The organism is Pedobacter frigoris (assembly GCF_032678645.1).
In the GTDB taxonomy this organism is placed as follows: Bacteria; Bacteroidota; Bacteroidia; order Sphingobacteriales; family Sphingobacteriaceae; genus Pedobacter; species Pedobacter frigoris_A.
The window spans coordinates 439,246-452,555 of sequence record NZ_JAVTSP010000002.1; the positions used below are offsets into that span (position 1 = coordinate 439,246).

General features: G+C 41.0%; 14 protein-coding genes. 3 read left to right on the top strand and 11 right to left on the bottom strand.

All coding sequences use genetic code 11. The annotated features are described in order from the left end of the window. Nucleotides 1-2: 2 nt before the first annotated feature. On the bottom strand, nt 3-1,043 hold the full coding sequence (locus tag R2Q78_RS08335; protein ID WP_316790722.1) for a hypothetical protein: 1,041 nt from the start codon (nt 1,041-1,043) through the stop codon (nt 3-5). A gap of 266 nt (nt 1,044-1,309) precedes the next feature. Next, nucleotides 1,310-2,014, bottom strand: a complete 705-nt coding sequence (locus R2Q78_RS08340) for an esterase family protein (protein WP_316790724.1) — start codon at nt 2,012-2,014, stop codon at nt 1,310-1,312. Between the two features lie 290 nt (nt 2,015-2,304). Between R2Q78_RS08340 and R2Q78_RS08345 the strand changes: the two genes are divergently transcribed. Continuing rightward, nucleotides 2,305-3,114 (top strand): alpha/beta hydrolase, encoded by an 810-nt coding sequence (locus R2Q78_RS08345; protein ID WP_316790726.1) that lies wholly within the window; start codon nt 2,305-2,307, stop codon nt 3,112-3,114. On the opposite strand, the gene R2Q78_RS08350 is transcribed toward R2Q78_RS08345, so the two are convergent. Continuing rightward, a complete protein-coding gene (locus tag R2Q78_RS08350; RefSeq protein WP_316790728.1) occupies nt 3,111-3,287 on the bottom strand; it encodes a hypothetical protein in 177 nt (58 codons plus the stop codon). The two genes, R2Q78_RS08345 and R2Q78_RS08350, sit on opposite strands and share 4 nt — an antisense overlap. Before the next feature lie 375 nt (nt 3,288-3,662). Here R2Q78_RS08350 and typA point away from each other — a divergent pair, with 375 nt between their 5' ends. Together typA and R2Q78_RS08360 are read left to right on the top strand one after the other, a co-directional pair. Further along, on the top strand, nt 3,663-5,462 hold the full coding sequence (gene typA / locus R2Q78_RS08355; protein WP_316790729.1) for a translational GTPase TypA: 1,800 nt from the start codon (nt 3,663-3,665) through the stop codon (nt 5,460-5,462). Between the two features lie 112 nt (nt 5,463-5,574). Then, on the top strand, nt 5,575-6,291 hold the full coding sequence (locus R2Q78_RS08360; protein ID WP_316790731.1) for a 3-ketoacyl-ACP reductase: 717 nt from the start codon (nt 5,575-5,577) through the stop codon (nt 6,289-6,291). Between the two features lie 11 nt (nt 6,292-6,302). On the opposite strand, the gene R2Q78_RS08365 is transcribed toward R2Q78_RS08360, so the two are convergent. The 8 genes from R2Q78_RS08365 to R2Q78_RS08400 form a co-directional block, all read right to left on the bottom strand. Further along, complete coding sequence (locus tag R2Q78_RS08365) at nt 6,303-7,052, bottom strand: glycosyltransferase family 2 protein (protein ID WP_316790733.1); 750 nt, start codon at nt 7,050-7,052, stop codon at nt 6,303-6,305. An 18-nt stretch (nt 7,053-7,070) separates the two neighbouring features. Continuing rightward, nucleotides 7,071-8,342, bottom strand: coding sequence for a glycosyltransferase (locus R2Q78_RS08370; protein WP_316790735.1), 1,272 nt, complete (start codon nt 8,340-8,342; stop codon nt 7,071-7,073). A gap of 40 nt (nt 8,343-8,382) precedes the next feature. Further along, nucleotides 8,383-9,291, bottom strand: a complete 909-nt coding sequence (locus tag R2Q78_RS08375; RefSeq protein WP_316790737.1) for a glycosyltransferase — start codon at nt 9,289-9,291, stop codon at nt 8,383-8,385. 2 nt (nt 9,292-9,293) lie between these two features. Further along, nucleotides 9,294-10,061, bottom strand: a complete 768-nt coding sequence (locus R2Q78_RS08380; RefSeq protein ID WP_316790739.1) for a class I SAM-dependent methyltransferase — start codon at nt 10,059-10,061, stop codon at nt 9,294-9,296. 20 nt (nt 10,062-10,081) lie between these two features. Continuing rightward, a complete protein-coding gene (locus R2Q78_RS08385; RefSeq protein WP_316790741.1) occupies nt 10,082-10,726 on the bottom strand; it encodes an FkbM family methyltransferase in 645 nt (214 codons plus the stop codon). A gap of 9 nt (nt 10,727-10,735) precedes the next feature. Next, nucleotides 10,736-11,362, bottom strand: coding sequence for a hypothetical protein (locus R2Q78_RS08390; protein ID WP_316790743.1), 627 nt, complete (start codon nt 11,360-11,362; stop codon nt 10,736-10,738). 81 nt (nt 11,363-11,443) lie between these two features. Continuing rightward, the gene (locus R2Q78_RS08395) at nt 11,444-12,778 is read right to left on the bottom strand and encodes a flippase (protein ID WP_316790745.1); all 1,335 of its coding nucleotides are present in this window, start codon (nt 12,776-12,778) and stop codon (nt 11,444-11,446) included. An 18-nt stretch (nt 12,779-12,796) separates the two neighbouring features. Then, nucleotides 12,797-13,309 (bottom strand): DinB family protein, encoded by a 513-nt coding sequence (locus R2Q78_RS08400; protein ID WP_316790747.1) that lies wholly within the window; start codon nt 13,307-13,309, stop codon nt 12,797-12,799. Nucleotide 13,310 lies beyond the last annotated feature (1 nt).

Below are 13,310 nucleotides of genomic sequence, written 5' to 3' on the forward strand. Positions count from 1 at the left end.
ACTTATTTCTTTTTAGCGGGAGCTTTCTTTACAGTCGTCGATTTTGCAGCAGCCTTTGCCGAAGCTGGCTTTTTAGCAGCAGTTTTTCCTACCAGAGGCAAGCCAGACGAAGAAGTTTTTACATACTCACCCCAGGTCAAATTATCCTGTCCGTCTACCTGTGCTTTTGCCCTTTCAATGGCATACAGCGCAGCATGTTCTACCACCCAGTCAAAATTTTCCTGACCTACACTGGTTACCTCCGCATCCGGCGCAGGGTTGCAGAAATCGATCGCATAAGGAATGCCATCTCGTACCGCAAATTCTACGGTATTGAAATCATAGCCCAGATATTTGTTCAGTTTCAATACATAGTCATGAATCGTAGCCAGCAGTTTTTCACTTGAAGGAGGAGTGTCCACCTGGTAGCGTAAATGGAAAGGATTACGAGGTTCATACTGCATGATCTTTACGTACTTTCCACCGATGCAATAGCACCTGAAATACTCATCAAAGATGATCTCTTCCTGAAGCATCATTACCGTTTGTTTGGTCTGACTGTGTTTGTCAAAGAAATCCTCCTTGTCATGCAGCTTATAAACCTCTTTCCATCCACCGCCATCAAAAGGCTTCATGTAAGCCGGAAAACCGGTGTATTCAAAAATACCGTCCCAGTCCAGCGGAAAAGCAAGATTACTGAAAGATGCATCAGTAGTGTCGTCAGGCTGCTCATAAGAGGGGATCAATGCGGTTTTTGGTACAGGCACCCCAATTTTTATGGCCAGTGCATTGTTGAAGAATTTCTCGTCGGCACTCCACCAAAAGGGGTTGTTGATCACTGCAGTCCCGGTGATTGCTGCATTTTTTAATGCCGAACGGTAAAAAGGCACATCCTGAGAAATGCGGTCTATGATCACCGCGTAGTCTAAAGGCTCTGCCTGAAATATTCTGTCGATATTTACAAATTCGGCTTTGAACTCTTTTCCTGCGATTTCATTTACACGCTTTACAAAAGCTTCCGGAAATGACCTTTCCCTGCCAAATAAGATTCCAATTTTTTTCATAGTTATTGTTGTTTTTTAGAGGTTGTTAGATAAGGACGTAGTTTAGTACATTACGTCATCCCGAGGAATCGAGGGATCTCTTGAACTAGAGATCTCTCACGATGTTCGAGATGACGGGGTTTTATAATGATGTTCTATTTTTATTAACTCTAATTCATTATTTTTTCAAAATTTCTCTTTTAATTGTTAAATCAATATTAGCATTGTCTTATGTTTTACACGGGCTGTTCTTTTGCAGGCCTGCTGACAGTTAGATAAAGCCCTTTTTACAGCTGTGATAAATACTCCGGGAGCATCTGTCGCCAGATAGGCCAGTCATGGTCCGCATTGTGTCTGATGTCCAGCCAATGATTGATCCCTTTCTGGTTCAGGATCTCTGAAAGACGCTCATTGTCCGGTTTACACATATCACGGTCCGATGTGCCAAGCACAATCCGCATCTGCCACAATTCCGGATTACTATCATTTGGCAAAAAATCAACAGGATTATTGAAATAAACATCGTCGTTATAAAAGCCGTCCAGTTGCCCTCTGATGTCAAACGCACCACTCATGCTATACATATGGCTAACGGTCCATGGATGCCTGAATGCGAAATTAGCCGCATGATATCCTCCGAAACTGCATCCCGCAGTGATGACCTTGCTGTGCCCTGTTTCATGTTTTGCCATCGGAACCACCTCTTCCAGCAGCAATTTATCATACCAAATGTGATTTCTTACCCGGTCGGCCGGATGAACACCTTTATTGTACCAGCTCATTTTATCAATGCCATCCACACAATAAACTTTTATCTTCCCCTCATCGATAAACCATTGGATAGACTCCATCATTTTGAAATCCTTATTTTCAAAATATCTGCCCATACTGGTTGGAAAAAGAAGCACAGGGTGTCCGCTGTGTCCAAAAGCCAGTAGTTCAAAATCGGCGTTTAGATTGGGGCTATACCATTTCTTGTATTCCTCTTTCATAATGTAAAATTTAGATGCTATAAGATAGGAAATAAACAATATTAAAAACAAAATAAAAAAGGCTTTTGTTGCTGTAAATCCGCATTTTAATCAGACCTGTGTAAGCTTTTGCTTTAAAGGTTAAAATGAGTCGGCTGATGCAAGGTTTGCGATTGTTAGAAATGGTTAAATGAGCGTCAAAATGATTCACAGATCAAATTATATTGACCTCTCTGTAAATATATTTTGCTGATAATAGTACCTTTGTGCCAAAATTGTGAGAAAGGGGATTGCCGATTATGTACACCACCATGCTGTCAGCTGAAATTATCAAAACTGAGAAAACCATAAAGTCTGTTTACCTGAAAAGGGAAGTGGAACTGGAGATTTTTACTCCGGACAATCTTTTGGGCAATGAAACGCTCAATCTTTTGTTACTGAATGATGGTCAGGATGCTGAAATGCTGGGTTTGCAAAATACCTTATCCACACTTTACAATCAAAACAGGATAGATGCCCTGGTAGTTGTGGCCATTAAGGCTTCAAAAGACAGGATTCAGGAATACGGCGTTGCCGGAGTTCCGGATTTTCTGGGCAGGGGCAGTAAAGCAGCGGCATACACAGATTTCATCATCAAAGAGCTGATTCCATTTGTTCAGGCAGAAGTGCAGTTTCCAATCAACGGAAAGCGTGCTTTCGCAGGTTTTTCTCTGGGCGGACTTACCGCATTTGATGTAGCCTGGAACAATGATAATTATTTTGATGCAGTAGGTGTATTTTCCGGTTCATTCTGGTGGAGGAAAAAAGACCTTAAAGATGGTTATACAGATGCCGACAGGATTTTACATCAGTTGATCATAGAGACCGAAGTAAAACCAGCCCTTAAATTTTGGTTGATGACCGGTACGGAAGACGAGCTGGCCGACAGAAACAAGAATTTCATCATAGATTCTATAGATGATACCATTGATGTCATCAAAGAATTGTTAAAAAAAGGCTATAAAAGACCAGATGATATCACTTATTACGAAATGGTAGGAGGTAAGCATGATGTGCCTACCTGGGGCAAGGCTATGCCAGCCTTTTTAACATGGGCATTCGGCAGAAAGCTGTTTAACTAGCTTTCCGTTTCGTCCGACTGGTCGCCGCTTCCTTCTTCTTCAGAATATTCCCTGGCATTTTCATCAGCCTGTTCATCGCCAGTATTTTCAGGTTCCAGGTTATTGTCCAGGCGGTCGTTCCATTCATCTAAGCCGGTTTTTTTAGGTGGATTTTGTGGGTCTTGCTCTTCCATTATCTTTTATTTAATTAATGAACAAAATTAAACGCATTGTGTTTTCAAATACAGGTATGATGCTTCAAAAATGAGAGTCCTTAGAAATGGTTACGTATAACCTTCAGGTAAAGATCATATAAACAACATAATTAACCTATCCTTGCCTTGTCCTTGAACTATCCTTGCTATATCCTGGGATAGTTCAAGGATAGTCCAACGATATAGAAAGGATATAGCAAGGATAGTCCAACCCTGTTTTTTATTTGTAGGTATACAGAAGATAATAGGTCATTATTTCAAAGCTGAGAACAGCAGATGTAAAATCCACACTAACTAATGTGCTGAAATCTCGATAATTAATCTTATCTTTGCGCCAAAAATTAGTAGCATTTTATGCAAAAAATAAGAAATATAGCTATCATAGCCCACGTTGACCACGGTAAAACTACACTGGTTGATAAGATCTTACACTCTTGTTCAATCTTCCGCGATAACGAACAATCGGGAGACTTAATACTTGACAACAATGATTTGGAGCGTGAGCGCGGTATTACCATCGTGTCAAAAAACGTTTCGGTTCAGTATAAGGACGTTAAAATCAACATTATTGATACCCCTGGTCACGCCGATTTCGGTGGTGAGGTAGAGCGTGTATTGAAAATGGCTGATGGTGTATTGTTATTGTGTGATGCTTTTGAAGGCGCCATGCCTCAAACACGTTTCGTAACTCAAAAAGCTTTGGCTTTAGGCTTAAAACCTATTGTTGTTGTAAATAAAGTTGATAAAGAAAATTGTCGCCCTGAAGAAGTTTACGAGCAGATCTTCGAATTGTTCTTCAACTTAGAAGCAACAGAAGAGCAACTTGATTTCCCTGTAATCTACGGTTCATCTAAACAAGGATGGATGAGTACTGACTGGAAAGTACCTACTACTGACATCTTCGCATTGTTAGATGCAGTAGTTGCAAATATCCCTCCGGCACCGGTTAATGATGGTACATTACAAATGCAGATCACTTCGTTAGATTATTCATCTTTCGTGGGTCGTATCGCAATTGGCCGTGTTCACCGTGGTAGCATCAAAGAAAACCAACCGGTTACTTTGATCAAACGTGATGGTAAAATGGTTAAATCAAGAGTAAAAGAATTATATACTTTTGAAGGTTTAGGTAAAATCCGCGCTACTGAAGTAAAATCTGGTGATATCTGCGCAGTTGTAGGTATCGATGGTTTTGATATCGGTGATACTATTGCAGATTTCGATGCTCCAGAGCAATTGCCTGTAATCAAAATTGATGAGCCAACGATGAACATGTTGTTCACGATCAATAACTCGCCATTTTTTGGTAAAGAAGGTAAATTTGTAACTTCTCAGCGATTGAAAGAACGTTTATACAAAGAAATTGAGAAAAACCTTGCCCTTAAAGTTGTAGAGACTGAGTCTCCAGATGCTTATCTGGTGTACGGAAGGGGTATTCTCCATTTATCTGTATTGATCGAGACTATGCGTCGCGAAGGATATGAAATTCAGGTTGGTCAGCCACAGGTAATCATCAAAGAAATTGATGGTAAAAAATGTGAGCCTATCGAAACCTTAATCGTTGATGTACCAGGCGAAGTTGCAGGTAAAGTAATTGAATTGGTGACACAACGTAAAGGTGAGTTATTGATCATGGAGCCTAAAGGCGATTTACAACACTTAGAATTTGATATTCCTGCACGTGGTATCATCGGGTTAAGAAATAACGTATTAACAGCTACAGGTGGTGAAGCCATCATGGCTCACCGTTTCAAGTCTTATGAGCCTTGGAAAGGTGTTATCCCTGGTAGATTGAATGGTGTATTGGTTTCTATGGAAAAAGGAAGTACTACAGCGTATTCAATTGATAAATTACAGGATCGTGGTCGTTTCTTTGTTGATCCGGGAGTAGATATCTACGAAGGACAAATTTTAGGAGAACACATTCGTGATAATGACTTGGTTGTTAATATTGTAAAAGGTAAAGCTTTAACTAACATGCGTGCTTCTGGTACAGATGATAGTCAGCGTATTGCTCCGGCAATTAAATTCTCTTTGGAAGAGGCTATGGAATACATCCAGGCTGATGAGTACATCGAGGTAACTCCGTTAAGCATGCGTTTACGTAAAATTCACTTAACTGAAGCTGCACGTAAAGTCAATAAATTGGTATAAATAGGAAATTTTCTATTGATAAGTCATAAAGCCTGTTTCGCAAGAAACAGGCTTTTGTTTTTTATTATTTTTGTGTTTTAATACAGGAAACCCCATTTTAATACAAGATACTATGGAATCATTAAAAGGTAAAAATGCAATCATCACTGGTGCCGGTAAAGGAATAGGACGTGCAATCGCTATTGCACTGGCTCAGGAAGGTGTAAATATAGGTTTGCTGGCCAGAACAGCATCAGATCTCGAAAGTGTAGCACAAGAACTTAAACCATATGGAGTAAGAACTGCGATTGCCACAGCGAATATCGCGTCAATTGACGAGGTGAATGCGGCAGTTACTGCATTGAAGTCGGCGTTAGGTGCTACAGATATACTGATCAATAATGCAGGAATAGGTTCATTTGGTTCTTTTATGGCTTTGGAACCTGATAAGTGGGAAGAGATTGTGAAGGTCAACCTGTTTGGGGCGTATTATGCAACGAGAGCAGTACTTCCTGAAATGATAGAACGAAAAACAGGGGATATTGTGAATATTTCCTCTACTGCAGGTAAAAACGGTGCTGCGGTTACGAGCGCATACAGTGCTTCAAAATTCGGATTGATTGGTATGTCAGAATCATTGATGCAGGAGGTTCGTAAACATAACATCCGTGTAAGTACAATGCTCCCAAGTACGGTAGCCACAGATATGGCAAAGGATCTCAACCTTACAGACGGGAATCCGGACCGTGTGATGCAGCCGGAAGATTTTGCTGAACTGATTGTGGCACAGTTGAAACTCAACAGAAGGGTGTTTGTGAAGGAAGCAGGGCTGTGGTCTACTAATCCTTAGGCAATTGCTTTTTAATCGTTGGTTTTGCGGTGACGGATAAAATAGGTAGCTAAGCTGGCCGCTATAACGATATGATTAATGAGGTTTGGGATCAGTCCATAATATTTGGTGAAGATCCTGAACCTTTCTTTCAAACTGGCGAGGTGTTTCTTTTTAGAAATACCACCCACCAGATATTTGGCTACGTAGATGTGCGTGTTTACAATGCTGGATGCATTTTTTGCTGCTTTGATGATCCAGTCTACATCTGAACTGTATTTGTATTTCAGGTCATAAGGCTGGGCCAGACTGCGTTTCACATAGATGGCCTGATGACTGATGCTCATGCCATATTTAAAACTTTTCCAGTCGAAATGCTCCGGCGCACGATGCCTGCGTTGTCCAAGGCTTTGCCACTGCTCATTGAACATTTCGGTTTCGCCGTAATAGATATCAGCAGATGCTTCAGACTCAAATACCTCTGCTACGGTTTCATAAGTATAGATTTCATCACCGGAATTCATAAACAGCACATAGTCTCCGGTAGCGAGTGCAAGTCCTTTATTCATCGCGTCGTAAATCCCCTTATCAGGCTCCGAGATGAATTGTGCCAGCTTCGATTGGTATTTGTAGATAATATCCTTAGTGCCGTCTGTTGAAGACCCGTCTATGAGGATGTACTCTATGTTCGGATAGGTTTGATTGAGGACAGAAAGCATGGTGCGCTCAATATCTTTTACATTATTATAAACGATCGTGATGACACTTAACTTTGGCTGCATGCGGCTTAAATACTAAAATTACTTGGGTTGGAGATCTAAAAGTGACTGATACAATAATAAGTGTTTTTCTGCAATAACTGATTCCGAAAATTGAGTTAATATTGTTCGTCTTGCTTCTTTTTGAATATCCGGTCCGTTATCCTCATGATATAGCCATTCAATTCCGGTTGCGAGGTCGTCCGAGGACTGGTATTCTGCCAAATATCCATTTTCAAGATGCCTGACCATGTCAGGAATACCTCCCGTTTTAAATGCGACTACAGGGGTTGCGCAAGAGAGACTTTCCATAACCGTATTCGGCAGATTGTCTTCCAGAGAAGGTGTGATGAATACATCTGCGGCTGAATAACATTTGGCAAGGTGTTCGTCATTGTTGATGGTGCCCAGAAATGTTGTTTTGAACGGAAATTCAGGCATGTCAGTAGTGTCTTTATTGCCGAATATGACCAGTTCAATATTTTCTTTTATAATGCCAGGCCTCGTAGAAAGATCATTCAATGCATCTATCAGGTATGAAGTCCCTTTGTGTTTGTCGTTTTTAGAGGGCATAAAACCACTCATCAATACAAATTTGTCGGGATTGATCTTTAAGATTTTTTTTGCCTCAGCTTTCACGTAGGGCTTAAATACATTGGTTTCAATGGTATTCGGGATCACAGTTATTTTTCTCGATCCCATCAGGGAACTTAACTTTACCGAATCTGCCATCCATCTGCTTGGCGCTACAATGTGACAGCTCATTTCTGAATAGGCTTTCTTTTTGCGCAGCCAGGTTTTGTGAGAAAAATCATCCTCGCCGCTCATTTTTAGCAGCGGACAGAAGCCACATTCCTTGAAGTAGTTTTCACAGGAATAGCGGACATGGCATCCTCCGGTAAAGGCATTGCTGTCGTGAAATGTCCAAACGATTGGTTTTTCCAGTTCATCCAGCTGAGCCAGAAATTTTGGGGAAAGGAAGCCATGATTTACCCAGTGCAGGTGGATGATATCCGCTTCCTTTACAGCTGGATGGTTGATCACAGACCGGCCAAACCATTGTAATGAGAAGGGCGTCTTTAACGCTTTAGAGACAGCTTTTGATAAATATCTTTCCGAAAGGATATTGAAAATAGCTTTGGCTTTCTGGAAAGGGCTTTTGCTGAAACTGCCTGCTTTGTCGCTTTCTTTGAACTGAAAGTAAACCATTACTTTGGATTCAGCCCCGCTACTGTTTAGTGCATCACTTAGCCTCATGCAGGCCCTTCCGGCACCTCCATTACCTTCGTATGTATTTAGGTGTACTACTTTCAACTGATCAAACTTACATTAATATAAATAATTCATCCTGGATTTATTTTTTTGACATCAGATGTTCATTGACATACCTTTTAAGCCTTTGCCATATAGAACCTTTTCTGTGCGCCAGGAAATGTTTAATCGCCTTATAGGCCTCCATGTTTTCCTTTATTTCTTCGGGAAAACTGGTAATCGGTTTGGGATTGATAATGACATTGTAAATGTCATTGATGCCGGAATGGACTCCTGTGCCATCATGACCTATATTGTTGACCAGAGATTGTGCAGGATTTAAGGTAAGTCCTTTTTTTAAGAAAATGGAGGCGTACCACCTGATTGCCCATGAATTATTTTTTCCTCTTTTAAACTCCTGAACCTGTTTCCAAAAATTCATGGTATGCTCTATCGAAAACTCAGCGATCTTTTGCTTGTCGAATTGTGCTTCAAGTTTATAAATGTCAGGCTCAAAATGATCCCAGGCCCTTTCCCATGTAGCCCAGCCCCAACTGCTGGCTGCCCTGTAAAAAAAGGTTTCAGGGAGTGTTGCATCCTTTAGGTTATACATGTACGCCCCGATATGCATTATCTTTTCTTCATTTCTGTACCGGTTCAGTGCATCGTTGAAATAAGTAAGTGTATAGGGGGATGTGATGAGGTCGTCTTCAAATACGATTACCTGCTTATAGGCAATAACTAATCTGTTTACTCCGGTAATGATGGAATTTGCCAGTCCTTTATTTTCCTTGCTTTCAATGATTTCAACGGATTTGAAACCCTCAGTTTTTTTTATGAGTTCTCTTACTTCAAGTACTGCATCTAAATCCTGGTCTGACTTAGGCCCGTCTGAAAAAATGAACAAGCGGCTTTCTGATGCCAGTTCATTTTGCATCAAAAACTTTATAGTGCGTTCTGTATGTTTCGGTCGGTTATAGACAAATAGCGCTATAGGTGCAAAGTTTTGCATATTTAGAATATTTGAAGGTCTTTTTCAGATCTCTTTGCCAGTACAGTATAAGCATTTGCAAACTGTTCCGTTTTGTTTTTCCCGAGTATTGATCCCAGAAACTTTTTAATCCGGTATTCCAGTTCAATCTTAAGGTTTTTGGTTATGGTTTTAGGCTTTTTTAGCACCTTAAACTCGCAAAATTTAACGGTCTCAATAGGTGTAAGTGAGGTCTTGTCTGCTTCAATGTTCAGTCCCTCGCTTTGCAATAGAAAACGGATGAGCGTAGGGGTGTACATATTGATATGACCATAGTCCAGGAAATGCTTCATTCTTTTGTCGACCCCGAATCTATAGTCCAGGGGAACTTCTATGGCAATATATTTGGCCACACGCTTCAATTCCCTAAGCAGTACGCGTTCATGTTCGACATGCTCAAGTACGTGTGCCAGAATGACGAGGTCAAAACTATTGTCGGCATATGGGATGTGGTAACCATCAAAACTTTTTACTTCTTTAAGCCTGGAAAGCTTTCTGTCTTTGATGAAAGAAACACCGCTTTCGGCAATTTCAAGCGCGTACAGTTCTTCGCCGAAACCTAACTCATCGAAATAGTGAAGAATGCTGCCGTCGCCTGCACCAACTTCAAGGACTTTGGCCGGTTGAATGGCACGGCATACTTCAATGAGATTTTCGGCTTTAGACTTGGCTCCCAACATACGCCATTCTGTCTCATTGCCAGTATAAAAATTGTTATATGCGTCGACGATATTGTGTGTTGCAGTTGCCATTTATAGGATATGATAGCTTGTTAAATATCAAGCGAATTGTTGGGTTTGTAAAAAATAGAAGTGCATTTGGAGACGATCGCACCGGGCGCCATACCAGTAAAAGGCAGGTGTTTGAATCCCTGAGCTTTGAAAAAAGCTTTGGCTTCCGCATACTCAGCTCTTTCAGAATCGTCCAGTACGACAATGCCATTCTCTGTGAGTGCGTTTATGGCCTGTTTACAGCAGTTGACACGGTCACGGCCATCTACAATGATGATGTGAAATTTCATTCCTGTGTTGACTGCACTTTCGCAATAAGCGCCTCCGGGCTGTAGGTCGCAGTGGATTACCTTAACATTGGGCAGGTTGATCTTTGCACTTTTTGAAAACCACTCCTGATCATGCTCTACAGAATAAACTGATTTAGCAAGTTCCGCATAAAATAGGGTAGAATTCCCGGAGCCGAATTCAAAGATGTCCAGTTGTTTACTGATCCGCTCTTTGATAAAATCTATAAAAGAATAAGTTACCCAGGCTATGGGTTTTCCGTCCTGGTCAATCGCTGATTTGGTTCTGAAAGCTTCAAACCAGCCTTTTTCAGCAAGGTAACCTTTAAAGCCTAAGGATAGAAGAACCTTTAGCTTACCGGGATTAAGTATAGATAAGGGAGATAAAGTATTTTTCATCTTTGAATACTAGTCTTTAATGCCGTCTATAATGAGTGAAGAGTATCCGATTGGTTCATGAAAGCGCTTGTCGTATCTTCTGGATCTGATGACATGGCCATGTGCGCTGTCCCAATCCTGATAATGAAATTTATGCTGCTCATCGTAATATTCCAGCAATACAGGTCTGAAGCCCGCTGCTTCAAAGGCACTGGAAAGCTTTTTGTAGTCGTAAAGTAGTTTGTGGTCATGCGCACCTGCACCGTAACCACCTGGTTTAACCATGTCAATGTAATCCGGATTGGGGTGAAAACCATCAGGAACTGCAATTCTGACTGTACCTCCCTTTTCCAGGTATTGGTAACAGTTTTTCAAAGCAACAATAGCATTCTCATAGCTAATATGTTCGAAAACATGCTCTGCTAAAAAGCGGCTTGCTTTTTTATTTCCGAATAGGTTTGCAAAAGAAGCTTTATCCAGCAGGTTCAGGCTTTCGATATTGGTTGGCAGCCAGTTTTCATAATTAGTAGTGTGTGCACCAATAATGATGTTAAAGGGACCATGGCCATTCTTTATAGTTGATTTGAGCCGGATGAGATCCAGTATATTTTTAGGTTTGTAAACAAGTTCTCTGATTACCTTTCTTAAGGATGCCATCTGTTATTCGGTATAAAATGTTCGTTGTGAGGATCAAAGTTAAAATGTTATCTGCAAAAATCTAATTTATCGGGATAATAATTAGCTGGTCTTGCCAGGTTTTTGACTAATTTTTTGAATTAAATGAACAAGAAATAAGGATTTGAGCATTAAAATACCCTGATGTCTGGTTTTGGGGATCAGCAGGACGTAGAACGCGGATGCAGCATATGCAACAAGCGTTGCAATGGAGGTGCCGATTCCGCCATATTGAGGAATTAACCAGATGTTGAGCAGGATATTGATTAGTGCGCCTATAGCGGTACTCTGAAGTGCAAGATGGGTGTAGCCCTCCGTAATCAAAAATCGTGAATTTGCCACGCCGAGGAAAACAAATATACCGGACCAGATGTGAATGGATAACATGGATCCTGCACCTTCGTATTTGTTTCCATAGATCAAATGAGTTATTTCTGTTCCAAACAGGCTGACAAAAATAGCTACAGGTAGACTGATGTACACCATGAGGTCGTAGAGATTCATCATGCGTTTATGATACCTTTCCATGTCGGTCTTGCGTGCGTTAATGATGGCCGGGAATACAGAGGTTATGATCGCCACAGGGATAAAAAACCATGCCTCACTCAGATTGGCGGCGGCGCTGTAAATGCCGATTGCTAAGCTGCCTGCACTTTTCAGCATTACCTGGTCAATCTTCATGTAGATGGAAACCATCACTGCAGAGAACATAAGCGGGTAGGATTGTTTCATCAGCGTTTTTGCCCTGTCAAGGTTAAAGGTCCAGGTCCTGAGTCTGTAGCCCTGCCTGTGGTAAATGATCACGAGTCCGCCAGCAAGTAATACCGCATCAAAAGTAATTGCAAATGCAAACCATATTAATGATGCATTAAGCCAAACGAGAATAGCTTTGAATGCGGTAGAACAAAGAATTACGATGTTTTGTACGTGAACCACATATTTAGATTGTACCTGAGACTGAAAATAGGCATCAATAATGTTGAAAGATCTGAAGAGGAAAGGTACCGCATAAAAAAATACGACCCAGGTGATTGCATTTCCAGGATTGTCCGAAAAATGATGAAAAAGCAGGTAAATGCCTATGCTTATCGGAATAAGGAGCAGATTAACTGCAATCCGTAAGCCCAAAGAGGTGCCGAGAATTTCGTCCTTTTTTGACGGTTCACTGATGATCTCCCGAATGATGAAAGTATCAAGACCCAGAGTTCCGATGGCAGCTATAATGGTTGTCAGGGCACTGGCAAAATTAAGATCTCCAAATGATTTGGGTTGGAGATGCCTTGCAACAAGGATATTAATGAGCAGTGCAAGAACCTTCCCAAACATCAGCCAGCCAGTATTTTTCAGGTACTTCTGGAAAGCTTCTTGGTCAAAACCTTTAATATGTAGGATCTTCATTGACGCAAAGATGTGAATTTAAAAACTCTTGTCAATCCGCATCAGCTGCTTTAAATGATGATTCAGGTGAATTTCCATAAACCTTAACCATTGAAAGGCATTTAAATACCCCATTCGGGGATGTCTTGTCTTGATGTTTTTATTCGCTTTGCTTATTTTTGGATGGGCTTCGTCCAGTTCCTTCCGAAACTGTTTAATCAAGATTAGGGCCTCGTTTTTGTCGATTTTCCTCAAACGCTCCGCCAGTCTTTTAGGAGCTTTATACTTTTTGCCTGGCGGTAAACTGCCAAAGAATAAGATCATTTTAACAATAAATGCCGTTGGCTTAACTTCCCCTTTTCCCTCAATGCACTCCTCTATGGTTTGTAAAGCGAGTATGCTTGCATCGAAGATGTGGAAGTAGACCTCGCTATAAGACCAGCCTCCGATCGAAGGAGTCTTTTGAAAGACCTCTTCCCCGATGTCCTGTAGCCTGGACTCATAGGAGTCAATGGTATGTTTAATTCTTCTGTATTCTTTGGCAGCACTCATT